25 protein-coding genes are annotated in these 23,936 nt (G+C 71.0%); 15 read left to right on the plus strand and 10 right to left on the minus strand.

What is annotated here, in order from left to right:
• Positions 1 to 10: 10 nt before the first annotated feature.
• Together AB0N68_RS15470 and AB0N68_RS15475 are read left to right on the plus strand one after the other, a co-directional pair.
• Positions 11 to 469, plus strand: a complete 459-nt coding sequence (locus tag AB0N68_RS15470; RefSeq protein ID WP_136050650.1) for a flagellar hook assembly protein FlgD — start codon at positions 11 to 13, stop codon at positions 467 to 469.
• Positions 470 to 494: 25 nt separating this feature from the next.
• Positions 495 to 1,655 (plus strand): flagellar hook protein FlgE, encoded by a 1,161-nt coding sequence (locus AB0N68_RS15475; RefSeq protein ID WP_292794345.1) that lies wholly within the window; start codon positions 495 to 497, stop codon positions 1,653 to 1,655.
• Between the two features lie 91 nt (positions 1,656 to 1,746).
• On the opposite strand, the gene AB0N68_RS15480 is transcribed toward AB0N68_RS15475, so the two are convergent.
• Positions 1,747 to 3,132 (minus strand): M23 family metallopeptidase, encoded by a 1,386-nt coding sequence (locus tag AB0N68_RS15480; RefSeq protein WP_232089188.1) that lies wholly within the window; start codon positions 3,130 to 3,132, stop codon positions 1,747 to 1,749.
• A 218-nt stretch (positions 3,133 to 3,350) separates the two neighbouring features.
• On the opposite strand from AB0N68_RS15480, the gene AB0N68_RS15485 reads away from it, so the two are divergent.
• From AB0N68_RS15485 to csrA, 12 genes are read left to right on the plus strand one after another with little or no spacing between them, the layout of a single operon-like run.
• On the plus strand, positions 3,351 to 3,605 hold the full coding sequence (locus AB0N68_RS15485) for a flagellar FlbD family protein (protein ID WP_187663401.1): 255 nt from the start codon (positions 3,351 to 3,353) through the stop codon (positions 3,603 to 3,605).
• Positions 3,605 to 4,417, plus strand: a complete 813-nt coding sequence (locus AB0N68_RS15490) for a motility protein A (protein ID WP_071327503.1) — start codon at positions 3,605 to 3,607, stop codon at positions 4,415 to 4,417. The genes AB0N68_RS15485 and AB0N68_RS15490 overlap by 1 nt, the downstream gene beginning before the upstream one ends.
• Complete coding sequence (locus AB0N68_RS15495) at positions 4,414 to 5,223, plus strand: OmpA/MotB family protein (RefSeq protein WP_187663400.1); 810 nt, start codon at positions 4,414 to 4,416, stop codon at positions 5,221 to 5,223. Before AB0N68_RS15490 ends, AB0N68_RS15495 begins: the two co-directional genes overlap by 4 nt.
• 49 nt (positions 5,224 to 5,272) lie before the next feature.
• Complete coding sequence (locus AB0N68_RS15500) at positions 5,273 to 6,193, plus strand: flagellar motor switch protein FliM (RefSeq protein WP_232089266.1); 921 nt, start codon at positions 5,273 to 5,275, stop codon at positions 6,191 to 6,193.
• Positions 6,190 to 6,849 (plus strand): flagellar motor switch protein FliN, encoded by a 660-nt coding sequence (gene fliN / locus AB0N68_RS15505; RefSeq protein ID WP_187663398.1) that lies wholly within the window; start codon positions 6,190 to 6,192, stop codon positions 6,847 to 6,849. The genes AB0N68_RS15500 and fliN overlap by 4 nt, the downstream gene beginning before the upstream one ends.
• Positions 6,850 to 6,899: 50 nt before the next feature.
• Positions 6,900 to 7,337 (plus strand): FliO/MopB family protein, encoded by a 438-nt coding sequence (locus AB0N68_RS15510; protein WP_232089187.1) that lies wholly within the window; start codon positions 6,900 to 6,902, stop codon positions 7,335 to 7,337.
• Positions 7,334 to 8,143, plus strand: coding sequence for a flagellar type III secretion system pore protein FliP (gene fliP / locus AB0N68_RS15515; RefSeq protein ID WP_187663397.1), 810 nt, complete (start codon positions 7,334 to 7,336; stop codon positions 8,141 to 8,143). Before AB0N68_RS15510 ends, fliP begins: the two co-directional genes overlap by 4 nt.
• A complete protein-coding gene (gene fliQ / locus AB0N68_RS15520) occupies positions 8,140 to 8,412 on the plus strand; it encodes a flagellar biosynthesis protein FliQ (RefSeq protein WP_025104366.1) in 273 nt (90 codons plus the stop codon). Before fliP ends, fliQ begins: the two co-directional genes overlap by 4 nt.
• A gap of 4 nt (positions 8,413 to 8,416) precedes the next feature.
• The gene (locus tag AB0N68_RS15525) at positions 8,417 to 9,178 is read left to right on the plus strand and encodes a flagellar biosynthetic protein FliR (RefSeq protein WP_292794979.1); all 762 of its coding nucleotides are present in this window, start codon (positions 8,417 to 8,419) and stop codon (positions 9,176 to 9,178) included.
• A complete protein-coding gene (locus AB0N68_RS15530) occupies positions 9,175 to 10,266 on the plus strand; it encodes an EscU/YscU/HrcU family type III secretion system export apparatus switch protein (protein ID WP_187663395.1) in 1,092 nt (363 codons plus the stop codon). The genes AB0N68_RS15525 and AB0N68_RS15530 overlap by 4 nt, the downstream gene beginning before the upstream one ends.
• The gene (locus AB0N68_RS15535) at positions 10,263 to 12,326 is read left to right on the plus strand and encodes a flagellar biosynthesis protein FlhA (protein ID WP_292794981.1); all 2,064 of its coding nucleotides are present in this window, start codon (positions 10,263 to 10,265) and stop codon (positions 12,324 to 12,326) included. The genes AB0N68_RS15530 and AB0N68_RS15535 overlap by 4 nt, the downstream gene beginning before the upstream one ends.
• Positions 12,327 to 12,330: 4 nt before the next feature.
• Complete coding sequence (gene csrA, locus AB0N68_RS15540; protein WP_025104370.1) at positions 12,331 to 12,582, plus strand: carbon storage regulator CsrA; 252 nt, start codon at positions 12,331 to 12,333, stop codon at positions 12,580 to 12,582.
• On the opposite strand, the gene AB0N68_RS15545 is transcribed toward csrA, so the two are convergent.
• Positions 12,579 to 14,267, minus strand: a complete 1,689-nt coding sequence (locus AB0N68_RS15545) for a 2-isopropylmalate synthase (RefSeq protein ID WP_292795033.1) — start codon at positions 14,265 to 14,267, stop codon at positions 12,579 to 12,581. The genes csrA and AB0N68_RS15545 overlap by 4 nt on opposite strands.
• Before the next feature lie 278 nt (positions 14,268 to 14,545).
• Here AB0N68_RS15545 and AB0N68_RS15550 point away from each other — a divergent pair, with 278 nt between their 5' ends.
• Positions 14,546 to 15,214 (plus strand): FadR/GntR family transcriptional regulator, encoded by a 669-nt coding sequence (locus AB0N68_RS15550; protein WP_187663392.1) that lies wholly within the window; start codon positions 14,546 to 14,548, stop codon positions 15,212 to 15,214.
• A 15-nt stretch (positions 15,215 to 15,229) separates the two neighbouring features.
• Here the strand turns inward: AB0N68_RS15550 and AB0N68_RS15555 are convergent, their stop codons facing one another.
• The 8 genes from AB0N68_RS15555 to coaA all read right to left on the minus strand — a co-directional run bounded on the left by AB0N68_RS15555 (position 15,230) and on the right by coaA (position 23,931).
• Entirely contained in the window at positions 15,230 to 16,366 is a 1,137-nt protein-coding gene (locus AB0N68_RS15555; protein ID WP_187663391.1) for a hypothetical protein, read from the minus strand.
• The gene (locus AB0N68_RS15560; RefSeq protein WP_187663390.1) at positions 16,363 to 17,955 is read right to left on the minus strand and encodes a sensor histidine kinase; all 1,593 of its coding nucleotides are present in this window, start codon (positions 17,953 to 17,955) and stop codon (positions 16,363 to 16,365) included. Before AB0N68_RS15560 ends, AB0N68_RS15555 begins: the two co-directional genes overlap by 4 nt.
• Before the next feature lie 209 nt (positions 17,956 to 18,164).
• A complete protein-coding gene (locus tag AB0N68_RS15565) occupies positions 18,165 to 19,010 on the minus strand; it encodes a response regulator transcription factor (protein ID WP_187663389.1) in 846 nt (281 codons plus the stop codon).
• Positions 19,007 to 19,501 (minus strand): tRNA (adenosine(37)-N6)-threonylcarbamoyltransferase complex ATPase subunit type 1 TsaE, encoded by a 495-nt coding sequence (gene tsaE, locus AB0N68_RS15570; protein WP_292794988.1) that lies wholly within the window; start codon positions 19,499 to 19,501, stop codon positions 19,007 to 19,009. The genes AB0N68_RS15565 and tsaE overlap by 4 nt, the downstream gene beginning before the upstream one ends.
• Positions 19,498 to 20,604 carry an alanine racemase gene (gene alr, locus AB0N68_RS15575; RefSeq protein WP_259953053.1) on the minus strand — a complete coding sequence of 369 codons (1,107 nt, stop codon included), beginning with the start codon at positions 20,602 to 20,604 and terminating at the stop codon, positions 19,498 to 19,500. Before alr ends, tsaE begins: the two co-directional genes overlap by 4 nt.
• On the minus strand, positions 20,601 to 20,960 hold the full coding sequence (locus AB0N68_RS15580) for a holo-ACP synthase (RefSeq protein ID WP_187663387.1): 360 nt from the start codon (positions 20,958 to 20,960) through the stop codon (positions 20,601 to 20,603). The genes alr and AB0N68_RS15580 overlap by 4 nt, the downstream gene beginning before the upstream one ends.
• Before the next feature lie 105 nt (positions 20,961 to 21,065).
• Entirely contained in the window at positions 21,066 to 22,913 is a 1,848-nt protein-coding gene (gene glmS, locus AB0N68_RS15585; RefSeq protein ID WP_187663386.1) for a glutamine--fructose-6-phosphate transaminase (isomerizing), read from the minus strand.
• A gap of 64 nt (positions 22,914 to 22,977) precedes the next feature.
• Positions 22,978 to 23,931, minus strand: a complete 954-nt coding sequence (gene coaA / locus AB0N68_RS15590; RefSeq protein WP_292794992.1) for a type I pantothenate kinase — start codon at positions 23,929 to 23,931, stop codon at positions 22,978 to 22,980.
• Positions 23,932 to 23,936: the final 5 nt, after the last annotated feature.

Consider the following 23,936-nt stretch of genomic DNA (forward strand, 5'->3'; position numbering starts at 1 on the left):
AGAGGACCCCATGACCACGGTCGACTCCATCACCGGCACCCTCCCGCCGGGTGCCACGCCGACGTCCGGTGTGCAGACCGGCAGCACGACCCCGGCGACCGAGCGCAAGAAGACGCTCGACTCCGAGGTGTTCCTCAAGCTGCTCGTGACCCAGCTCACCAACCAGGACCCGAGCTCCCCCATGAACACGAACGAGATGATCTCGCAGACCACGCAGCTCGCCTCCATGGAGCAGCTGACGGCGCTCGCCTCGACGAGCACCGAGAGCTTCGCGCTCAGCATGCGGCAGACCGCCGCCGCCCTCCTCGGCCAGGAGGCGCAGTACGTCGACGCCGACGGTGTCACCCAGAAGGGCATCGTCACCGCGGTCTCCTATGCGGGAGCCATCCCCACCGTGACCATCGGCGAGAAGTCGATCCCCCTCGACGCCGTCTCCGGCGTCTCCCTCGTCCCCGGCACCGCTGCCTGACCCCGCTCCCCAGAAAGGCATCACCATGCTCCGTTCCCTCTTCTCCGGAATCTCCGGACTCCGCTCGCACCAGACCATGCTCGACGTCACGGGCAACAACATCGCCAACGTCAACACGACCGGCTTCAAGGCCTCGTCCGTGCAGTTCCAGGACTCCCTCTCGCAGCTGCTGCGCAACTCGATGCTGCCGCAGCAGGCGACGGGCGGACAGAACCCGGCCCAGGTCGGGCTCGGTGTGCAGGTCGCCGGCATCAGCACCAACTTCGCCGGCGGCGCCCCGCAGCCGACCGGCGTTCCCACCGACCTGATGATCTCGGGCGACGGGTTCTTCGTCGTCCGCTCCGGTGGCGAGACGCTGTACACCCGCAACGGCGGCTTCACCTTCGACGCGAGCGGCCGTCTGGTCGGCGCCGGCGGCGCGCTCGTCCAGGGGTGGACGGCGCGCAACGGCGCGATCGTCCCCGGCCAGGGCATCGGCGACATCACCCTCCCGGTCGGCGCCCTCAGCCCGGCCGCGGCCACCACCACCGCGCGCGCCACGGGCAACCTGCCCTCCGGCGCCCCGGTCGGCGAGACGCTCGTGCGCGACATCAAGACGTACGGCGCCGACGGCTCCGCCTTGACCCTGCGACTGACCTTCACGCGCAGCGCGACCGGGTGGGATGTCACGGACGGCGCGGGCGCGAGCACCGCGCTGACCTTCACCAACGGCGTGCAGAACGGCGCCGGCAGCATCGTGTCCGGCGGCGTCACCGTCGACCTGTCCGGGGTGACCGGTTTCGCCGACGTCAGCGACATCGCCATCAAGGAGCAGAACGGCAAGCCGGCCGGCACGCTGAGCTCCTACGCCCTGACGAACGACGGCAGCCTCGTCGGCACGTTCAGCAACGGCGACACCCAGGTGCTGGCCCGCATCGCGCTCGCCGGCTTCGTCAACCCCGGGGGTCTGGAGAAGGTCGGCTCGTCGCAGTTCCGTCCGAGCGGCAACTCGGGTCAGGCCGAGCTCGGACAGCCCGGCACCGGCGGCCTGGGCGGCATCATCAGCGGTGCTCTGGAGATGTCGAACGTCGACCTCTCCCAGGAGTTCACGAACCTCATCGTCGCGCAGCGCGGTTTCCAGGCGAACGCCCGCATCATCACCACCAGCGACGAGGTCCTCCAGGAGCTCACCAACCTCAAGCGCTGACCCCTCCCGAGACCCCGCTTTCGCGCCGAGGCCCCGCCGTATCCACGTGGATACGGCGGGGCCTCGGCGACAACACGGGGTTTCGGGCGCCTCAGACGTAGATGCCGCGCTGCTCCATGAAGCGCACGGGGTTCGTGTACCCGCCGTTGATGTAGACCTCGAAGTGGAGGTGGCATCCGAACGATCGCCCGGTGTCACCGGCATAGGCGATGACCTGGCCGGAGCGCACCCACTGTCCGCTGCGCACGTTGATGCCGCCCGGCTTGATGTGGGCGTATCCCGTGCTGATGCCGCCGCCGTGCTGGATGCGGATGTAGTTGCCGTAGTTCCCGTTCGGTCCGGCATAGTCGACCGTGCCGGAGTTCGCGGCGTAGATCGCGGCGCCGCAGCCGTTGGCAAGGTCCGCACCGTAGTGGAAACTCGACGAGCAGCCCTGAGGACCGCAGATGGGGGTGCGCGGGCCGTAGCTCGAGCTGCGCGCGCCGCCGTGCGGGCGGACCCAGCCACCGTTGCCCGCGGAGCCGCCGCCACCACCGCCGCCACCGCCACCGCCACCACCGCCGCTGGTCCCCCGAGCGGCAGCTGCCGCCGCCGCGGCCGCCGCAGCCGCCTCGCGCTTGCGGCGGGCTTCCTCTTCCCGCCGCCGCGCCTCGACGCCCGCCTGGTACCCCGCGACCGTCTTGGTCGTGGTGTCCTTGAGGGCCGCCAGCTGCGCCTTGAGGGTCTCGAGGTTCGCCGCCTGCTCGTCGAGTGCGGCCTGCGCGGCGTCCGCGGCCTGCTGCGCCGCGACCATCTTCTGCTCGGCGACCTGCTGCAGGCGGTCGCGCTCGTCCCGGGCGACGTCGGCCTGCGCCGTCAGCGCCTGGGCGGTGTCGCGCGCCGAGACGGCGTTGTCGTAGGTGGTCTGGTTGTACTCGAGGAACTTGTTCATCGTGCCGAGGCGCGACAGGAGTTCGTCGGCGTTGGCGCCTGACCCTGCGAAGAACAGCTCCAGAGCGGTGTCGTCCCCGCCGCTGCGGTACAGCTGGGCGGCGACCTGACCGGCTTTCTTCGCCGTCTCCTCCGCGAGCGCCGACTGCTCGTCGGCCTGAGCCTGCAGGGTCTCCGCCTCCGTGATGGCCGCGAAGTACGCCTGCTGGGCCTCGTAGAACTCGTCCGACGCGACCTGTGCCGCCGCCTGGGTCTCGGCGACCTTGCGCTCGAGGGACTGGATCAGCCCCTGGATCCGGGTGACCTCACCGGCCTTGGCCGCCTCGTTGTTCTTCGCCCGCTGGACGTCGTCCCAGCTCGGGTAGGACGCGGCGTGCGCGGCGGTGACGCCGGACCCGACGCCGAAGGCGGCGAGCGCGACCACGCCCAGCGCCCCGATCCCGAAGGCGCTGCGGCGGCTGACCGGCTGGCGCCACAGCGCGCCCCGCTCGGCCGCCGTCGGCGCGCAGCCGCATTCCTCGGCCGCCGTCGCCGCGGCCTTCTCCACGTTCCGATCCCGCACAAGGCTCCCTTCGCCCGCTGCTCATCGTCCCCCGCCCCTGATCCCTATCGGCGACGACGCGCCCGTCGTGAGGAAGATCCCCGTCCGCTCGGGCACCGGCGCTAACGACGCGCAGCGCCCGGCCGACAGTCCCCTCCGACAGCCCAGGACGGGCCGTCGGTTCCCCGCTTCCGGGCGGGGCGAGCTTTTCCAGGATGGAGCCCATGATCGTCCTCACGCGCCTGAACCGTTCCCGGTTCGCGGTGAACCCCGACCTGATCGAACGTGTCCAGGCCACGCCGGACACGACGATCACGATGGTCGACGGCGCGACCTTCGTCGTCACGGAGACGATGGACGACGTGATCGCCCGCATCACCCGGTTCCGCGCCGGTGTCCTCGCGACCGCCGCCGCGCTGGTCGCGGCCGGCACCGAGGACCCCCTGCCCGGCGCTGACGTGACGGGAGGGGACGCCTGATGGATCCGTCTCTCATCCTCGGGCTCGTCCTCGCGTTCGGCGCCCTGATCGCCATGATCAACCTGGAGGGAGCGACGGTCGGGTCGCTCCTGCTCCCGGCTCCCATGGTGCTCGTCTTCGGCGCCACGATCGCGGTCGGGCTCGCCAGCGGCACGCTGCGCGACGCCCTGCACGCCGTGAAGTCCCTCCCCCGCGCCTTCCGCGGCGAGCGGCGCACCGCGCAGAGCACGATCGACACCGTGGTCGGCTACGCGGAGAAGGCCCGCTCCGAGGGCCTGCTCGCGCTGGAGCAGGGTCTGGACGAGGAGAAGGACCCGTTCCTGCGGCAGGCCCTGCAGAGCATCGCCGACGGCACGGACGCGGAGGACCTGCGGGTGCTCCTCGAGGACGAGCTCACGTCCACCGCCGCCCGGAACCGCACCGCCTCGCGCTTCTACATGACCCTCGGCGGGTTCGCTCCCACGGTGGGCATCATCGGCACGGTGGTCAGCCTCACCCACGTGCTGGAGAAGCTCGACAAGCCGGACACGCTCGGCCCGATGATCGCCGCGGCCTTCGTCGCCACGCTGTGGGGCCTGCTGTCGGCGAACTTCATCTGGCTGCCGATCGGCGGCCGGCTGCAGCGCCTCGGCGAGCTGGAGCTCGAACGCATGACGGTGCTGATGGAGGGCATGCTCGCCGTGCAGGCCGGCGCCGCCCCCGCCCACGTCCGCGAACGTCTGAGCGCGCTCGTCTCCGACCGCTCCCCCGGCCGCTCCCGCCGCCGCGAGCAGCCCGCGGAGACGGAGGCGCACGAGGACCTCTTCTCATGAGCGTGCGCACCCGACGCCGTGTCCAGGAGTCCGAGCACAGCGGACCGGACGAGCGCTGGATGGCGTCCTACCTCGACATGGTGACGGTGCTCATGTGCATGTTCATCGTGCTGTTCGCGATGTCGACGGTCGACCAGGAGAAGTTCGAGGCCCTCAGCGCCTCGCTCGCGACGGGTTTCGGCCAGGAGCCCTCGGACGACGTCGACGTGACCAGCGGCGTGGTCGTGCCTCCGGAGCTCATCGACGACGAGGGCCAGGACTTCGCCGACACGGGCCTGGAGGCCGCGGAGCGCGAGTTCGACGAGCTGTCCGCCCTGCGCGAGCGGCTGCGTCAGGTCCTCGCGGAGCGGGGACTGGAGACCGACGTCACCTTCACGATCGATGAGCGCGGGCTGACCATCGGACTGGTGAGCGCGGAGACCTTCTTCACCACCAACAGCACGGATCTCAGTCCGGCCGCGACGCAGGTGCTGGACGCCCTGGGTTCGGTCCTCGTCTCCGCGCCGAACGAGATCTCGGTGGAGGGGCACGCCGACGCCCGCGGCTCGGTCGCACCCTTCCCGACCAACTGGGAGCTCTCGGCGGGACGCTCCACCCAGGTGTTGCGCTATCTCGTGGAGGCAGCCGGCCTGCCCCCCGCACATCTCAAATCCGTGGGCTTCGGCGACACCCGTCCGGTGGCCGCCGGGAGCACCCCCGAGCAGCTCGCCGAGAACCGCCGCGTGGACATCGTCATCCTCTCCGACGCCAGCGAGGAGGTGCGAGCGCTGATCCCTGCCGCGGGTGCTGCGCAGACCTCCCCCTGACCTGCCCCTAACGCACGCCGATCACCGCCCGATAGTCGGGTTCGTGGTGATGGATGACGGCGTGCGCTCGCGAGTGCGCGCGGAAACGGCGACCGCCGACGTCGAGGTCTACGACTTCGGCCGGGCGGCGACGCTGTCGCGCGAGCACGCCCGCACCCTGGAGCTCGCCTTCGAGACGTTCGCCCGGCAATGGTCGGCCCAGCTCTCGGGCAAGATCCACGTGCGCGCGACCATCGCCGTCGAGCACGTGGGCATGCTCACGTACGGCGAATACGCGCAGTCGCTGCCCACGACCACGACCATGATCGTGTGCGCGCTGCCGGATTCCGACGAGCGCCTGATCGTGCAGGTGCCGATCCCGACCGCGACCTCCTGGATCGTGCAGATGGTCGGCGGCCGGGTCACCGCCACCGCCGAGGACCGCACGTTCACCCCGATCGAGCAGGCGCTGATCCGGTCGTTGATCGGCGACGCGATCGATCACCTCACCGGCAGCCTCGACGGGCTGCTGCCCACCGGGGTCGCCGTCGCCGGCATCCAGTACAGCTCCCAGTTCGCGCAGGTCGCCGCCGCCGGGGAGCCGGTGATCGTGGCGCGTCTGTCGATGCGCCACGGCGGCCGGACCGTCCCCGCCAGCATCATGCTCCCCGCCTCGGTGCTCGCCGGCTTCGCGGTGCGCGCCTCCGACGCCGACCGCTCCGAGACCCCCGGTCTCGTGCGCCGCCAGGTGGAATCGACTCCGGTCGAGATCGCGCTCCGGCTGGCACCGCGGACCGTGCTGCCCCGTGAGGTGCTCGACCTCGCCGTCGGGGATCTGCTGCCCCTGCCGCATGCCGCCGACCGTCCGATGCTCCTCACCGTCGGCGATCAGACCGTCGCGACGGCGGCCGTCGGCAGTGCCGGTGCCCGCCTCGCCTGCGTCGTGACCGCCACCGTCCCCGAAACCGCCCCCGCTCAGGAGTCCGCGTGATCAGCACCACCGCCTACGAGTCCGCCGTCGCCGCCGCGTTCGCGGCGCGACTGCCCACCGCCGCACCGGTCACCGCCCGCGCCTCCCAGGCGTCCGGGGATACCGGGGAGGCCGTCGTGGCGCAGTTCGTCGGAGAGGCGAGCGCGCAGCTCGCCGTGCAGCTCCTCGACGCCGACGTGCTGGTCGACGGCCTCGGGGACCGTCCGCTCACGGACCGGCTCCTGGATGCGCTCGAGGCCGCCGCGACCGCCCTCGGCCCTGGGCTGCTGGGCGAGGCGGCGGTCGGCGACGCCTCGGCCGTCTTCGCCGACCCGCAGACCCAGCTCTTCGACCTCGTGGACCACACCGAGCGGACCATCGGCCGACTCGCGGTGCGGATCACGCATCGCCCGGCGCGTCCGACGGGAGCCGACGGCCGCCTGCACCGCATCGCGGGCGTCGAGATGGAGCTCACGGTGGAGATCGGCCGCACCCGCATGGCGGTCCGCGACGTGCTCGACCTCGAGCCGGGTCGCATCGTGGAGCTCGACCGCTCCGCGGGAGCCCCGGCGGACGTCAAGCTCAACGGACGCACGATCGCACACGGCGAGGTCGTCGTCGTGGATCAGGACTACGCGGTGCGGATCACCCGCATCCTCGAGAACGTCGAGGCCTGACCCTGGACGACCTCCTGCTCGCGCTGCGGGTCGGGCTGTCGCTCGCCGCAGTGCTCGGGCTGCTCTGGTTCCTGCAGCGCCGGGTGTCGAAGACCCAGGCGCGGCGCCGTGACGCGGAGGCGATCACGGTGCTCGGACGCCAGGGCATCGGCCCGAAGGCGCAGCTCGTGGTCGTGCAGACCGACGACGCGCGCTACGTGCTCGGGGTCACCGAGCACGGCGTGAGCGTGGTCGACCGTCTCCCCGTCCGACCCGAGCTCCGGGACACCTCGGAGACGACATCCGCGTCCGAGCGCGATCCGGTGAGCGACGACGCCGAGTTCGACCGCATCCTCGCCGCGGCCGCCCTCACCGGTAACCCGGCAGCGGGCACCGCCGCACCGGAGCTCCGTCGCCGCGTACGGCACCGCAACGACCCGCTCCGCGGTTCCATCCTCTCCCCCGATACCTGGCGGCAGACCGCCGAGGCCCTCCGGCGCGCCCGATGAGCGCGAGCCGTGCCGTCGATCGCGCTCGCGCCTCGCGGCTCCTCGTCGTCGTCGCGGGCGCGATCCTCCTGGCCCTGGTCCTCGTCGTCGTCACCGGCGGCGCCGCGCACGCCGAGATCACCCCGGACGACGGGGAGGGCGTGACGATCGACATCAACGGGATCGACGGCGGGCCGTCCGGATCGATCCTCACCCTCCTGGGGATCACGCTGCTGTCGGTGGCCCCCGCGCTGCTGCTGATGATGACGTCGTTCACGAAGATCTTCGTGGTGCTCGCCATGACCAGGAACGCGCTGTCCCTCCCCACCATCCCGCCGAACCAGGTGCTGGCCGGGCTGTCGCTCTTCCTGTCGCTGTTCATCATGTGGCCGGTCCTGACCGAGATCAACACGCTGGCCGTCCAGCCGTACATCGACGGCGCGCTCACGTTCACGCAGGCCGTCGACGTCGGGCAGGGCCCGCTGCGGGAGTGGATGCTGCACTACACCCGCGAGGAGGACCTCGCGCTGATGACCCGTATGGCCGCGCAGGACAACCCGGAGGACCCCGCGAGCGTGCCGATGTACACGCTCATCCCCGCGTTCATGATCTCGGAGCTCCGGGCCGCGTTCATCATCGGCTTCGTGATCTTCGTGCCGTTCCTCGTGATCGACCTCGTGGTGGCCGCGGCGCTGATGTCGATGGGCATGATGATGCTCCCGCCGGTCATGATCTCACTCCCGTTCAAGATCCTGCTGTTCATCCTCGTCGACGGCTGGGGGCTCATCATCAAAGCCCTCCTGGAGAGCTACGGAGGTGTGGGATGAGCCCCGAGGCCGTCCTCGACATCGGCGCCCAAGGGCTGCTGATCGCGGCCAAGCTCGCCGCACCGATGCTGATCACGGCGCTCGTGGTGGGCTTCGCGATCTCGCTGCTGCAGTCCATCACCCAGGTGCAGGAGGTGACGCTGTCGTTCGTGCCGAAGATCGTCGCCGTCGGCATCGCCCTGCTCATCGCCGGGAACTGGATGATCGCCGAGATCATCGCCTTCACGAACGAGATGTTCGCCCGCATCCCGTCTCTGCTGAGCGGATGAGCCCGTGTTCATCCCGATCGACTTCGCGTGGCTGGAGGCCACGCTGCTCGCCGCCGTGCGGATCACGGCGTTCATCATGATCGCCCCGCCGTTCTCGTACCGGGCGATCCCGGTGCGGGTGAAGGCGATGCTCTCGATCGGACTGTCCCTCGCGGTGGGTGCCGCGGTCGCCCCGGGCTACGAGAGCCTCGACACGGGGCCGTTCCTCGGCGCACTCGTGATCCAGCTCCTCACCGGTGCTCTGCTGGGCTTCCTCGTGCTGCTCTGCTTCTCCGCGGTGCAGGCCGCGGGCAGCCTGATCGACGTGTTCGGCGGGTTCCAGCTCGCCCAGGCCTTCGACCCGGCGGCGATGGTCAACGGCGCGCAGTTCACCCGGCTGTTCCACCTGACGGCGCTCACGCTGCTCTTCGCCTCCGGCGGCTATCAGCTCATCCTCGCCGGGCTCGCCCGCAGCTTCGACGCCGTTCCGGTCGACGGCGTCTTCCGGGTGGCGGGACCGACCGAGCTGCTCGTCGACGGGGTGTCCCAGATGGTGCTGGCGGCCGTGCAGATCGCCGGCCCTCTGGTGCTGGTGCTCTTCCTCGCCGATGTCGGGCTCGGGCTCATCACGCGTGTGGCGCCGGCACTCAACGCCTTCGCGATGGGCTTCCCGGTCAAGATCCTGCTGACGCTCCTGCTCGCCGGTGCCGTGTACGTCGCGTTCCCCGGCATCGTCGACGCCCTCGCCACCCAGGCCTTCCGCGTGATGCAGGGGGTGACGCCGTGAGCGGGTCGGACAGCGGCGAGCGCAGCGAGAAGGCCACCGAGAAGCACCTCCGCGAGGCCAGGCAGAAGGGCCGGATCGCCCGGAGCCAGGACCTGACGGCGTGGCTCGGCATCGGCGCCGCCGCCGTCATGATGCCCGCCGCCATCGCCGCGGGGACAGGCGCCGGCACCGAGCAGCTCATCTCCCTCACCTCGCTCATGCAGGCGCCCTCACCCGACGCCGCCCTCGCGGCCCTCGGGCGGGCCCTCGCCTCGGTGCTGCCGACCCTGGGGGCGCTGCTCGCCGCGGTCGCGATCGTGACGCTGTTCGGTGCGGTGGTGCAGGGCGGCGTGCATCTGCGGAAGCTGTCCGGGCGTTACGAGCAGTTCAACCTCGTCTCCGGGGTCCGGCGGGTGTTCGGCCTGCAGGCCCTCTGGGAGGGGGCGAAGGCCCTGCTGAAGACGGCCGCCATCGCCCTCGCCCTGTGGGTCGTCATCGCCGGCCTCATGCCCGTGCTCACCGCGAGCGGCGCCCACTCCATCTCCCGGCTGCTCGGCACCGCGGCGGACGGGACCGCCGCGCTGCTGCAGACTGCGATCGCGGTGGGCCTGGTGCTCGCGGCCATCGACCTGTTCGTGGTGATGCGTCGCAACCGCAAGCACACCCGCATGACCAAGCGCGAGGTGCGCGACGAGAACAAGAACTCCGAGGGCGATCCGCTCATCCGCCAGCAGCGCCGGTCGCGCCAGCTCGCGGTGAGCCGCAACCGCATGATCGCCGCGGTCGCCGGCTCCGACGTCGTGGTCGTCAACCCCACGCACATCGCCATCGCCTTGGAGTACGACCCCGGCACGTCCGCGCCGAAGGTCGTGGCGAAGGGCAGCGGGGTCATCGCCGAGCGCATCCGCGAGAAGGCGCTCGAGTCCGGCGTCCCCCTCGTCCGTGACGTCACCCTCGCCCGAGCCCTGCACGCGGCGTGCGAGCTGGGTCAGGAGATCCCCGAAGACCTCTACAACGCCGTGGCACGCGTGCTCGTGTTCGTCGACGCGCTCCGGCGCCGAGGCGCCGCCCGCGGCATCCACTCTCTCCCGTATCGGAGGACCGTATGAAGAAGCTGCTCATCACGCTCGGGGTGCCGATCGGCGTCGTCGGCATCATCATGCTGCTCGTCGTCCCGGTGCCGCCGTTCCTGCTCGACGTGCTGATCATCCTCAACATCATGTTCGCGCTGGTCATCCTGCTGACCTCGATGTTCGTGAAGAAGCCGCTCGACTTCTCGGTGTTCCCCTCGCTGCTGCTCGTGGCGACGCTGTTCCGGCTGGGGCTGAACGTCGCCTCCACCCGCCTCGTCCTCGGCGAGGCATATGCGGGACAGGTGATCGAGGCGTTCGGGGCGATCGCGGTGGGCGGCTCGCTCATCATCGGCGCCGTGGTCTTCCTCATCCTCGTCGTCATCCAGTTCGTCGTGGTGACCAAGGGTGCAGAGCGCGTGGCCGAGGTGGGCGCCCGGTTCACGCTCGACGCGATGCCGGGCAAGCAGATGGCCATCGACGCCGATCTCAACGCCGGCCTCATCAGCGACACCGAGGCCCGCGAACGCCGGGCGGAGGTGGCGGCCGAGTCCGACTTCTACGGGGCGATGGACGGCGCCTCGAAGTTCGTCAAGGGCGACGCGATCGCCGGACTCGTCATCATCATCATCAACCTCGTCGGCGGCATCGCGATCGGCCTCGTGCAGCACGGCATGTCGATCGACCAGGCGGTGAGCACCTACAGCCTGCTCACGATCGGCGACGGCCTCGTCACGCAGATCCCCGCCCTGCTCATGGCGGTCTCGACCGGCATGATCGTCACCCGCTCGACCGCCGAGGCCGAGATGGGATCGGCCGCGTCCACGCAGCTCGGCCAGTCGCGCAACGCCCTCATCATCGCGGGATGCGCGGCCATCGTCATGTCGCTCATCCCGCACATGCCGATGCTCCCCTTCCTGGTGATCGGCGCCCTGCTGCTCCTCATCGCGCAGCGCATCACCGCGACCCGCAAGCGCGAGGAGGCGGAGGCCGCACAGGCCCCGGCTCCCGCGCCGGTGGACCAGCCCGAGGAGCTCATCGAGCGCATGCGGGTGCATCCTCTGGAGATCCTGCTCGCCCCCGACATCGTCGACCTGGTCACCGGCGGACCCGACGACCTCCTCGCCCGGGTGAAGGCGCTGCGGCGCCGCATCGCACTCGACCTCGGTCTGGTCACCCCGCCCGTGCGCACGAGGGACAGCATCGAACTCCCCCCGGCGACGTACGTCATCCGCATCGCCGGTGTCGAGACCGGACGCGGCACCGCGCCCACCGGGTCGGTCCTGGCCCTCGGGCAGGGGCTGGACAGCCTGCCGGGGACCGCCGCTCTGGACCCGGTGTTCGGTCTCGAGGGCAAGTGGATCCCGATGGAGATGCGTCACAGCGCGGAGTTCGCCGGGGCGACGGTGATCGACAGGGCGAGTGTCATCATCACCCATCTGTCGAGCGTGATCCAGACGCACGCCGCCCGGCTGCTCACCCGGGAGGACGTCCGCCAGCTCACCGACGCCCTGAAGCAGGTCTCCCCGTCGGCGGTCGAGGAGCTCACGCCCGCCCTGCTCTCGCTCGCGGAGGTGCAGCGGGTGCTGCAGGGCCTGCTCGCCGAGCGCGTGCCCATCAACGACCTCAGCCGCATCTACGAGGCGCTCGCGCTCCGTGCCAAGGTCTCCACCGACCCGGAAGGGCTGATCGAGGCGGCCCGTGCCGCGCTGGGCCCTGCCATCGCCTCCCGCTTCGCCGAGGACGGCACGCTCCGGGTTGTGATGATCGCCCCGCTGCTGGAGCAGGCGATGCTGGAGAGCCTCCGTCCCGGCGACGAGGGCTCTCAGATCGTCTTCGATCCACCGCGGATGGAAGCGGTGATCGCGTCGGTGAAGCAGGCCGTGGCCGCGCAGACGGACGGCGGAGAGCCGGTGCTCGTGTGCGCACCATCGCTGCGCCCCGCCGTGCGGCGGCTGGTGTCGGCGCAGACCGACGGCCTCCCCGTGCTCTCCTACAGCGAGGCGACCGCGGCCGCCCTCACGATCGAGACGATCGGGGTGGTCCGGGACTCGTCCACCGCGTCGCTCGGGGCCGCCCCCGCCGCACCAGTAGGCTGAACGAATGCTGGTGTTGACGAGGCGGATCGGTGAGAGCGTACGCATCGACGGCGAGATCGAGGTCACGCTGCTCGACATCAAGGGCGACAGCGTGCGCATCGGCGTCAAGGCCCCGCGGGAGACCCGCATCCAGCGCACCGAGATCATCGAGGCCGTCGTCGCCGAGAACGTCTCCGCCGCCGCCGACACCGACGCGAGCGCCGCGGACGCCATCACCGCGGCACTCGCGCGCGGGCGCGAGAAGCAGACCCCCTAGGCCCGCTCGCCCCGCGGGGCGGTGGCGGAGCGCTCCGCCGCGTTCCGCACGGCGTGCAGGGTCGCGGTCAGCACGGAGCGGTCGCGCCCGGCCGCCCAGCCCGAGCGCACGCCGTCGCGATACTCGATCAGGGTGAGCGCTTCGCTCCCAGCCCCCGATCCGATGCTCGTCTGGTGCAGACTCAGGACTTCGACGGGCAGGCCGATCCCTGCGAGCGCCGTGCCCAGCGCCTCCACCGGACCGACGCCGTCATGGCGGGTCCGTGTCTCGACGCCGTCGGCGTGGAGCGTGATCGTCGTGCACCCTCCCGCGACCTCGGCCTCCGCTCGCAGCGTCGTCGGGCTCGTGCTCGCGAGGTAGGCGGCATCGAAGATGGCCCATACCTCCGCGGCCGAGACCTCGCGTCCCGTCTGCTCGGTGCGCTGCTGGACGTGACGAGCGAGGTCGATCTGCAGGCGCCGCGGCAGCTCGATCCCGTAGGCGTCCTCCAGCAGGTAGGCGATGCCGCCCTTCCCGGACTGCGAGTTGACGCGGATCACGGCGTCGTAGCTGCGGCCGATGTCCGCCGGGTCGATGGGAAGATACGGCACGCGCCATTCGATGTCCCGTTCCGCGCGGCCTTCCCTCGCAGCACGGGCGCGATGTTCCGCGAACCCCTTCCGGATGGCGTCCTGATGGGTGCCGGAGAAGGCGGTGTGCACGAGGTCGCCCGCATACGGATGCCGCGCATGGATGTCGATCCCGTTGCAGTGCGCGACCGTCCGGCGGATCTCGTCGATATCGGAGAAGTCGATCATCGGGTCGACGCCCTGCGCGTGCAGGTTGAGGGCGAGGGTCACGAGGTCGACGTTGCCGGTGCGCTCCCCGTTGCCGAAGAGGCACCCCTCGATCCGCTGCGCGCCGGCGAGGACGGCGAGTTCCGCACAGGCGACGCCGGTGCCGCGGTCGTTATGGGGATGCACGGACAGGATGACCCCCTCACGACGCCCGAGATTGCGGTGCATGTACTCGATCTGGTCCGCGTAGACGTTCGGGGTCGCGACCTCGACGGTCGCCGGCAGGTTCAGGATCACGGGACGCTCGGGGCTCGCGTCCCACAGAGTCGTCATCGCGTCGCACACCTCGAGGACGAAGTCCGGCTCGGTGAGGGTGAACACCTCCGGGGAGAACTCGAAGCGGACGTTGTCGAGGTCTCCCGCGAACCGCAGCACGTCCTCCCCTCCGGCGAGGATCAGCGCGGTGAGCCCCTCACGGTCCTGTCCGAGGACGACGTCCCGCCACGTGGGCGCGGTAGCGGTGTACATGTGGATGACGACGGGATTGCGGATGCCGCGCACGGACTCCACGGTCCGTTCGATGAGTTCGCGTCGCGCCGGCGTGAACACCACGATCGTCACGTCGGCGGGAGCGAGGTCGGTCTCGGCGAGGAGCCGGACGAAGTCGTAGTCCGTCCGGGAGGCCGAGGGGTAGCCGACTTCGATCTCCTTGTAGCCCATGGCGACCATGAGCTCGAAGAACCGTCGCTTGCGGGACGGGTCCATCGGCTCGGCCAGCGCCTGGTTCCCGTCGCGGAGATCCACCGGGACCCAGAGCGGTGCCTGCGTCAGTCGCGCGCTCGGCCAGGTCGGGGTCTCCAGCGGAACGGCGACTCGGGAGTACACGTCTCGATAGCGGTTCGAGGGCATCTGCGAGGGCCGCTGCCGATTCCAGTGCGGAGCGTCGTCGGGCAGGACACCGGAGGGAGTCGAGAGGGTCGGGAAAGCGCGGGACGGGGTCATGGTCTGGTTCCTGTTCGGATCGCGGGGAGGGCGACCGACGCGTGCTGCGGCTCCACGACGAGGAGCCGGTCTGATCAGGCCCCGCCGTGGCGGCGAAGGAGGAGGAACCGGAGCGTGCGCATACGGGCACTCTACCACAACTCCTCAGACAAGCAGAGAAGTGCGTCGGATGCGAGAATGGGCCCATGACGACCGTGCGCCGCGAATCCCTCGCCGAACAGGCCGCCGAGCTCCTTCTCGCACGCATCGGAGCCGGCGAGTGGCAGGTCGGCGGCAAGCTGCCGGGCGAGACGACGCTCGCTCCGCAGCTCGGGGTCGGAAGGTCGACGGCCAGGGAGGCGATCCGGATCCTCGCGGGGCGAGGCGTGCTCGCCACACGCCAGGGCGCCGGGGTCTTCGTCACGGCCACGGAACCCGCCGCGAGTTGGGATGCCGTCCTCGATCGCGCCGACATCATCGCCGTCCTCGAGGCCCGCACCGCGATCGAGGTCGAAGCCGCGGCTCTCGCCGCCGAGCGCCGGACCTCCGCAGACCTGGACGAGCTGACGCGCACGCTCGCGGAACGTGACCGTCGTCGCACGGACGTCCGCGCGCACGTCGAGGCGGACATGGCCTTCCACCGCGCCGTCGTCGTCGCGTCCGGCAATCCCGTGCTGCGGGAGCTGTTCGACGGCTTCGCCCCCCGCTCGCTGCAGGCGATGATCGACATGCTGCGCATCCGCGGCCATCACGGCGACGATGCCGACCAGGAGGCGCACGCGCGAATCGGCGACGCTATCGTCGCGCGCGACCCGAGAGCAGCCGCCGCCCTGACGCGCGAGCACCTCGACACGACGAAGAGGCTGTTCGGCTGACGCCGGAGGGCCTGGTCACACGGCGGCCAGGTCTGTCTCCTGCGCCCGCTTCCACTGATCCCCACCGGCATCGCGCGCCCGGCACGCCGCCGATGCCGCCGCCGCGACGAGAGCGTCGTAGTCGTACCCGGCGACGGATGCCGTCGCCCAGCCGATGCTCGCGGAGGAACGGATGCCGGTCGCCGGCGCGTCCAGGTCCATGATCGACACGGATCCCAGGATCGCCCGCAGATGGAAGCGCACCGCCTCGTCGCTGCCGTGGATGAGGACGATCGCGCGGTCGTCGGCGACCCGTTCCGCATCGGCGGTCGCCGGAAGCGCGTCGCAGATGTCCGTGTGGAACCGGTCCGCGATGCGTCGGAACCCGGCGCTGCTCGACGCCTCGCGGAGGTCGGCGGGATCGTCCAGGCGGACGTCGAGGACCGACCACGCGGGGTCCTTCTGCGCTGCCGCCTTGCGCAGACGATCCCTGGCACGGTTCGCGGCGCCGTCGGTCCCCGGCGGCGCGCTCTCCACCCGGACGAGGAGCACGAGCGTGAACGCCGCGCAGGTGCTCATGACGATCGTCCCCAGGGCGTTCACTCCGCGGAGCGCGCTGAGCTGCTCCTCGGTGCTCACGCCGCCGGAGACGAGGGCGGATCCCGCGCTGACGACGGCGACCACCACGAAGCCGCACGCGGCGAGCGCGAGCGGCAGGACGATGTCCCGCGTCGCCGCCTGCCCGCGCGTCAGCTCCCAGGCGAGCAGCCCGGCGAAGACCGCCATCGCCAGGAAGACGACGTGGAACACCGGCAGATACCAGCGCGTGCCCGCCGTCAGGATCAGGGCTGCGGGCACCCCGACGAGCGCGACGATGACCGGAAGCCAGGGTGCCGTGCGCTCGAAATGCATCCGCACGCCGATCCACACCAGCGGCACGAAGCAGACGACGATGGCGGACGCGGCCGCCCGCAGCACGGGGCTGCCGGTGTGGTGCCCGGCCAGCCACAGGTAGGCGCCGAGCATCCCGATACCGAAGGCGACCCCCCAGACGATGGTCGCCCTGCTCGGTCGGGCGAGAGTCGCGAGACCGACGACGACCGCGGTGAGCACGGTCACCACCGCCACCATGCTCGTGGTGACATCGACGCTCACGGGCACGAGCGGTGTCATACGGGGTCCTCTTTCGTTCGTCGGGGGAAACGGACGGTGACGGTGGTGCCGACGTCCACCTCGCTCGACACGAGGATGACGCCGCCGTGCGCGACCACGATGTCCCGCGCGATGCCCATGCCGAGCCCGGTACCGGGGATGCCGCCGCGCACGGCACTGTCGGCGCGGAAGTACGGCTCGAACAGCCGCGGCAGCTCGTCCTCGGAGATGCCGATCCCCGTGTCCGCCACCGTGACCTCCGCATGGCCGTCGGACTCCACCAGCCGTACCGTGATGCGACCGCCTCCCTCCGTGTACTTGGCGGCGTTGCCCAGGAGGTTGTCCACCACCTGACGCAACCGGAACGCGTCTCCCGTGATCACCACCCGCTCCGCCCCATCGAGCACGAGTTCCTGGCGGGCGGCGCCCATCAGGGGCGCGAACGATGCGGCGGACTCCTCCACGACCACGCGCAGGTCCACCGGCTCGAAGGGGTCGTGCGAGATCCGCCCCGTCTGAGCCTGCATGCTCGTGACGAGATCCTGCAGCCGCTCCCCGGCGTCCGCGATGACCTCGATCTGCGCCGGCACCCGGCCGGGGAGGTCGTCGCGCTCCCGCAGGAGCTCGACATGGCCGATGATCGCCGTGAGCGGGTTGCGCAGTTCGTGGGAGATCACGGCGGTCAGCGCCCGACGCTCCTCGGCGGCCTCGAGGAGGGCGGTGACGTCATCGATGACGACGAGGGTGATGCTCTCCCCCTCCCGGGCACTTGCGATGGGCTGGGTGGTCACGGCCAGGGCATGCCACTGCCCTGCACCGTCGTACAGCCACACCCGCTCCTCCCGCATCTGCTCCCCCGCGGCGGCTCGTGCCAGCGTGGTGCGCTCCGGCGTCAGAGCCGTTCCGCGCCGCGCGTCGTACTCGACGGAGGCCGACGGGAGCGCTGTGCCGAAGCGGTCGCGGCCGTACAGGGCGCGGTAGGCGTCGTTCATCTGCAGGACGCGGCCCGCGGAGGTGACCACCACCAGCGCGACGCCCAGCGCGTCGATGACCTGCGTGACGCGCTCCTGGTTCGTCTCGGCCCGCTCCGCCGCCCTGTTCACCTGTTCGGAACGGCGCTGCAGGAGCCGCCGCGCCGCACCGGAGCGCTGGGCGCCGATACGGACGGTCACGCCGAGGAAGCTCAGGGTGATGACGACGGTGAGCACCCGGAGCAGTACGTCCTCCGGCGGCCCGGAGCGGTCCGCGAAGAACACGAGGCAGCCGCCGCTGAGGACGATGCCGACGAACACCCAGGGCATCGAGAAGTAGGTCGCCAACCAGACCACCGGGAACACCCAGAGGAAGCCGAGCCGGAGATCCGGCACGTTCGTCGTCAGTCCCACCCCGAGCACGTCCAGCAGCGGGAGGACGGTCACCGCCGTGCGCGGCAGGCGCCGCCAGGGCACCATGAGCGCCACCAGGGTGGTGACCACGATGAGGCCGATCCCCCCGATGAACAGCGGGATCGCGAGGGTCTGCGGCTTGAAGCCCGCGACCATCACCACGATGGCGACGATGCTCGCGGTGAACACCAGCTGCCACCGCCAGATCGAGACCGTGCGGATCATCAAGGCCCGCCTCCCGGTCGATCCTCAGCATTCACGCAAGATTACTCAAAGATCGTCACTTCGCGCTCTTCAGGTGGCCTTCCCGTCCTACGATTCTGAGTGGGAGCCGACGCTGCGACTGGGGATTTCGCAGAAGCTGGGGCCGCGCGAGTGGGGATTCGCAGGCATCCGGGGCCGCGGTGGGGGAGCCGCGGCCTCGACCCCTCTCCTCAGACGGGCCGGTCGTCGGAGGTCAGACGGTAGCCGACGCCGCGCACCGTCTCGATGTAGCGCGGGGCGTTCGGGTTGTCACCGAGCTTCCGGCGCAGATTGGCCATGTGCGTCTCGATGGCCCGCTTGTCCGGCTCGCTCACCCGGTCGAAGGCGTCTCCGGAGAGGCCGCGCAGCCCGCGTGCGAGGTCGGCCTTGCTGCAGACTCTGCGGCCGGCCTCGAGGAGCGCGGCGAGCAGATCGAACTCGGTGGGGGTGAGTTCGACGGGGCGCTGGGAGACGAGCACGAGACGCGTGTCGAGGTCGAGGCTGAGGTCGCGGTGCACGAGCCCTCGCCACGTGGCGACGGTGGCGTCGGCGGCGGCGATGACCGGCAGGGACGCGCTCGACGCCGCGGAGGCCGTCGAGACGGTGACCCGGGGCGGCGGGGCGCTCGCGGCCGCGGGCGTCCCCTTGTCCGCCGCGGACAGGCGGGTACGGCGGAGGAGCGCCTCGATCCGCGCCCGCAGCTCGCGCGGCCGGAAGGGCTTGACGAGGTACTCGTCGGCACCGGAGGTGAGGCCCAGCACCACGTCCGACTCCTCGGCGAGGGCGGACAGCATGATGATGAAGGTGTCGCTGACCCGTCGGATGCGTCGCGCGACCTCGAACCCGTCGATGCCGGGGAGGTTGATGTCGAGGGTGGTGATGATCGGGTGGTGCGCCGCCACTGCCGCGAGACCGTCCGGACCGGAACCCGCCAGCACGGTGCGGAAGCCCGCGGCGAGGAACACCTCGTCCAGGAGCGACCGCACACCGGGGTCGTCTTCGATGATGACCGCGACCAGCGGCGTCTCCCCCGTCACGCGCGCTCCTCGCGGGCGATCGTGACGAAGCGCGGCGCGTCGGCGTCCAGCTCCGAGGGGTCGAGGTCGTTCTCGTCGTCGCCGGCTCCGACGGGGCGTTCGATCTCGACGTCCCACCAGGCGTCGGCGAGCTCCTCCGCCATGCCGCGGCCCCACTCCACGACCACGACCGACCGCTCCAGATCGAGGTCGAGGTCGTCGAGTTCGGCGGCGGAGCCGAGGCGGTACGCGTCCACGTGCACGAGCGGCGCTCGGCCGACCAGGGACGGGTGGGTGCGGGCGATCACGAAGGTCGGGCTCTGCACGGGCCCCCGCACACCGAGTCCCTCGGCCAGACCCCGGGTGAACGTGGTCTTGCCCGCCCCCAGGGGTCCGGTGAGGATGAGCAGGTCGCCCGGTTCGAGCTGCTCGCCGATGCGCAGCCCGAGCTGCTCCATCTCCTCGGAGGTGGCGATCCGCCGGCGTCCGAGGAACGCCGGGTCCAGGCTCACGTCGTCCTCCGCGGCACCCGGTGCCCGATGCGGGTGACGATCTCGTAGCCGATGGTGCCGGCGGCCTCGGCCCAGTCCGCGGCCGAGGGCACGCCGAGGGTCGGGTCCCCGAAGAGGATGACCTCGTCGCCGACCGCGACCGGGGCATCGCCGACGTCCACGACGAACTGATCCATCGCGATCCGTCCCACGTTCGTGTAGCGCCGCCCTCCGATGGACACGGGCAGTCGCCCCGAGGCGCTGCGGGGGACGCCGTCGGCATACCCCAGCGGCACGAGCGCCAGGGTGGTCTCCCGGTCCGTGCGGTGCACGTAGTCGTAGGAGACCCCGGTGCCGGCGGGAACGCGCCGCACGGCGGCGACCGCCCCACGAAGGGTCATGGCCGGACGCAGGCCCAGTTCCGCCGAGGAGCGGTCGTCGAAGGGCGAGAGGCCGTAGGTGCCGATGCCGATGCGGACGGCGTCCAGTCGCGTCTCGGGAAGGTCGATGGCGGCGGCCGTGGCGGCGATGTGTCGGATCTCGGGTCGCACGCCGAGCGCGGCGGCCTGCGCCACCCCTTCCTCGAATCGGGCGAGCGCGGCACGGTCGTCGGCGGGCGAGGCGTTGGAGAGGTGGCTGAAGAGTCCCACGACCCTGACCCGTCCGATGCGCTCCAGGCGAGCGGCCTCCGCGAGCACCGTCCCCCAGCCGTCGGGGGCGATGCCGTTGCGGGACAACCCGGTCTCGAGCTTCAGGTGCACGGCGACCGGGCGGTCTCCGGATGCGGCGGCGGCCGCCGCCTGCAGCTGGTCGTATGACGAGATGCCGAGCTCGATCCCCTCGGCGGCCGCCTGGACGAAGCGCTCCCCCGGAGCGTGCAGCCAGGCCACGATCGGGGCGTGCACGCCCTGACGCCGCAGCTCCAGTGCCTCCGGGATCTCGGCCACGCCGAGGCGGGTGGCGCCGGCGGAGAGAGCCGCCACGGCGGCCGCGGCGGCACCGTGGCCGTACGCGTTCGCCTTCACGACGACGAGCACCTCCACGCCGGTCAGGCGACGGAAGTGCCGCACGTTGTCGGCGATCGCATCCAGGTCGATCGTCGCCTCGCGGAACGGGACGGTCACAGCGGGGCTCCTTCGGCGACGACGAACGCGGCGGCGAGACCGGCGTCGTGGGTGAGGGTGAGGTGCAGCGTGAGGATGCCGCGTTCCTCGACCACCGCGGCGGTGGATCCGGACAGCACGAAATGCGGCCGCCCTGAGGGCTCGGAGGCGATCTCGATCTCGGTCCAGTGCACGCCGTCGGAGCCGCCGAGGGCCTTGATCAGCGCTTCCTTCGCGGCGTACCGCGCGGCCAAGGACGGCAGGCGGAGCTCCCGTTCGGACGGGGCGAACAGCCGCTCCCGCAGCCGCGGGGTCCTGGTCATCGTGCGCTCGAACCGCGGGATGTCCACGAGGTCGATGCCGGTGCCGATGATCACGCGTTCAGCCTACTCGGGCTTCCCCACCCACCCCGTTACGAACGCCCCACCCCTCTGCGTGCGCACGCAGAGGGGTGGGGCGAACAGAACAGGGTGGGTCGGCGGTCACTCCACCGTGACGGACTTCGCGAGGTTGCGCGGCTGGTCCACGTCGAGGCCCTTCGCGGTCGCCAGCGCCATCGCGAAGATCTGCAGCGGGACGACGGCCAGCAGCGGCTCGAACATGGGGCCGGCGAGCGGGATGTGGATGACCTCGTCGGCGAAGGGCAGCACGGCGGCGTCGCCCTCCTCCGCCACCACGATCACGCGGGCACCGCGGGCGCGGATCTCCTGGATGTTGGAGACGACCTTGGAGTGCACGAGTGCCGAGTGCCGCGGCGACGGCACGAGCACGAACACGGGCTGGCCCGGCTCGATCAGCGCGATCGGACCGTGCTTGAGCTCGCCGGCGGCGAAGCCCTCCGCATGGATGTAGGAGATCTCCTTGAGCTTGAGCGCCCCCTCGAGCGCGATCGGGTAGCCCACGTGGCGACCGAGGAAGAGCACCGAACGGGTGTCGGCCATCCAGCCCGCGAGCTGGGTCACGTGCTCGTGCTCGCTCTCCAGCACCTTCGCGACCTTCTCCGGCAGCGCGGCGAGCTCCTCGACATCGGTCGAGGCGTCGGCCACGACGCCGCGGACTCGTCCCATGTGCAGGCCGAGCAGGAGCAGGGCCGTGATCTGGGCGGAGAACGCCTTGGTCGAGGCGACGGCGACCTCCGGGCCGGCGTGCGTGTAGACGACGGCGTCGGACTCGCGCGGGATCGTCGCCCCCTGCGTGTTGCAGACGGACAGCGTGCGGGCACCGCGCTCCCGGGCGTACTTCACGGCCATGAGGGTGTCCATGGTCTCGCCGGACTGGCTGATCGAGACGACGAGGGTGTCCGCGCCGATGACGGGGTCGCGGTACCGGAACTCGTGGGCGAGCTCGACGTCGACCGCCACGCGCGCCCACTGCTCGATCGCGTACTTGCCGACGAGGGCCGCGTAGGACGCGGTGCCGCACGCGGTGATGATGACGCGGTTGATGCCGACGAACAGGTCGTCGAGACCGTCCAGCTCCGGGATGACGACCTGACCGTCGCGGATGCGGCCGCGGATCGTGTTCGCGACGGCTTCCGGCTGCTCCGCGACCTCCTTGGCCATGAAGCTCGACCATCCGCCCTTCTCGGCGGCGGCGGCGTCCCACGAGACATCGAACGGCTCGGCGGCGACGGGCGTGCCGGCGAAGTCGGTCACGGTCACCGCGTCGGGGGTGATCGAGACGATCTGGTCCTGACCGATCGCGAGGGCCTTGCGGGTGTGCTCCACGAAGGCGGCGACGTCGGAGCCGAGGAAGTTCTCCCCCTCGCCCAGGCCGATCACGAGCGGCGAGTTGCGGCGAGCGCCGACGACGAGACCCGGGTGGTCCTGGTGCATCGCGAGGAGCGTGAAGGCGCCCTCGAGGCGGTTGACGACGGCGCGGAACGCGAGCGCCAGGTCGCCCCCGTTGCCGGCATACTCGCGGCCGAGCAGAGCTGCGGCCACCTCGGTGTCGGTCTCGCTGCGGAAGGCGACGCCGTCGGCGAGGAGTTCGTCGCGCAGCGCGGCGAAGTTCTCGATGATGCCGTTGTGGATCACCGCGAGCTTGTCGTCGTCGGCGAGGTGCGGGTGCGCGTTGACGTCGGTCGGGCCGCCGTGCGTGGCCCACCGGGTGTGACCGATGCCGGTCGTGCCGTCGGCGAGGGGTGCATCGCCGAGCGAGTCGCGAAGCATGGCGAGCTTGCCCGCCTTCTTGCGCATGCCCAGCGTTCCCTCGCCGTCGATCACGGCGATGCCCGCGGAGTCATAGCCGCGGTACTCGAGCCGGGCGAGGCCGGCGAGAAGGATGTCCTGGCTGGGCCGCGGGCCCACGTATCCGACGATTCCACACATGGGGATAAGGGTAAGCGGGAATTTTTGCGAGTCGTCCGAACAATAGGACGTCCGCCAGGGCGCCTCAGAGCTTGCGCAGCAGCACGCTCTCCACGTCGTGATCCGCGCCCTTGCGCAGAACCAGCCGCGCGCGGTGCCGCGTGGGCATGACGTTCTCGACGAGGTTCGGCATGTTGATCTCGTTCCAATATCCCAGTGCGGTGGTGATCGCCTCCTCGTCGGTGAGGTGCGCGAACACGTTGAAGTAGGACGACGGGTTGCTGAAGGCCCCCTGCCGCAGCGCGAGGAACCGGTCGACGTACCACTTCTCGATGTGCGCGGTGTCGGCGTCCACGAAGATCGAGAAGTCGAAGAGGTCGCTGACGGCGACGTCGTTCGGCGCGGGCGGAGGCTGCAGGACGTTGAGCCCCTCGACGATCACGACGTCGGGGCGGCGCACCACGACGTGCGCGTCCGGCACGATGTCGTAGCGCATGTGGGAGTAGAACGGCGCCCGCACCTCGGGCGCTCCGCTCTTGACCTCCGTGAGGAACTCGATCAGCGCCCGGCGGTCGTACGACTCCGGGAAGCCCTTGCGGTCCATGAGGCCCCGGCGCTCCAGCTCGGCGTTCGGGTAGAGGAAGCCGTCCGTCGTCACCAGCTCCACGCGCGGCGTCCCCGGCCACCGGCTCATCAGCTCGCGGAGGAGCCGGGCGATGGTCGACTTGCCCACGGCCACGGAGCCGGCGACACTGACGACGAAGGGCGTGGTCGTGTCGTCCTCCTGGAGGAACGACGAGGTGGCCGCACCGAGCTGCTTCGTCGCGCTCGCGTACAGGCTCAGCAGCCGGCTCAACGGGAGGTAGACCTCACGGACCTCGGTGAGGTCGAGACGATCGCCGATCCCCCGCAGCTCCACGACCTCGGTCTCGGTGAGAGGCTGGTCGAGTCCGGCGGCGAGACGCGCCCACTCCGCGCGCCCGATCTCCCGGTACGGCGACAGCGGCAGCGTGGGGTCGGCGGTGGTCACGTCGTCCATCGTAA

This window comes from Microbacterium meiriae (assembly GCF_040685015.1).
Lineage (GTDB): Bacteria > Actinomycetota > Actinomycetes > Actinomycetales > Microbacteriaceae > Microbacterium > Microbacterium meiriae.

Bases quoted from the DNA above. Each gene is read 5' to 3' on its own strand.
- AB0N68_RS15490 (WP_071327503.1), top strand. From the start codon at position 3,605: ATGGATCCGTCTCTCATCCTCGGGCTCGTCCTCGCGTTCGGCGCCCTG.
- AB0N68_RS15555 (WP_187663391.1), bottom strand. From the start codon at position 16,366: ATGACACCGCTCGTGCCCGTGAGCGTCGATGTCACCACGAGCATGGTG.
- csrA (WP_025104370.1), top strand. From the start codon at position 12,331: ATGCTGGTGTTGACGAGGCGGATCGGTGAGAGCGTACGCATCGACGGC.
- fliP (WP_187663397.1), top strand. From the start codon at position 7,334: ATGAGCGCGAGCCGTGCCGTCGATCGCGCTCGCGCCTCGCGGCTCCTC.
- AB0N68_RS15485 (WP_187663401.1), top strand. From the start codon at position 3,351: ATGATCGTCCTCACGCGCCTGAACCGTTCCCGGTTCGCGGTGAACCCC.
- glmS (WP_187663386.1), bottom strand. From the start codon at position 22,913: ATGTGTGGAATCGTCGGATACGTGGGCCCGCGGCCCAGCCAGGACATC.
- AB0N68_RS15535 (WP_292794981.1), top strand. From the start codon at position 10,263: ATGAAGAAGCTGCTCATCACGCTCGGGGTGCCGATCGGCGTCGTCGGC.
- AB0N68_RS15495 (WP_187663400.1), top strand. From the start codon at position 4,414: ATGAGCGTGCGCACCCGACGCCGTGTCCAGGAGTCCGAGCACAGCGGA.
- AB0N68_RS15475 (WP_292794345.1), top strand. From the start codon at position 495: ATGCTCCGTTCCCTCTTCTCCGGAATCTCCGGACTCCGCTCGCACCAG.
- AB0N68_RS15550 (WP_187663392.1), top strand. From the start codon at position 14,546: ATGACGACCGTGCGCCGCGAATCCCTCGCCGAACAGGCCGCCGAGCTC.
- AB0N68_RS15560 (WP_187663390.1), bottom strand. From the start codon at position 17,955: ATGATCCGCACGGTCTCGATCTGGCGGTGGCAGCTGGTGTTCACCGCG.
- AB0N68_RS15545 (WP_292795033.1), bottom strand. From the start codon at position 14,267: ATGCCCTCGAACCGCTATCGAGACGTGTACTCCCGAGTCGCCGTTCCG.
- fliQ (WP_025104366.1), top strand. From the start codon at position 8,140: ATGAGCCCCGAGGCCGTCCTCGACATCGGCGCCCAAGGGCTGCTGATC.
- AB0N68_RS15470 (WP_136050650.1), top strand. From the start codon at position 11: ATGACCACGGTCGACTCCATCACCGGCACCCTCCCGCCGGGTGCCACG.
- AB0N68_RS15500 (WP_232089266.1), top strand. From the start codon at position 5,273: ATGGATGACGGCGTGCGCTCGCGAGTGCGCGCGGAAACGGCGACCGCC.
- coaA (WP_292794992.1), bottom strand. From the start codon at position 23,931: ATGGACGACGTGACCACCGCCGACCCCACGCTGCCGCTGTCGCCGTAC.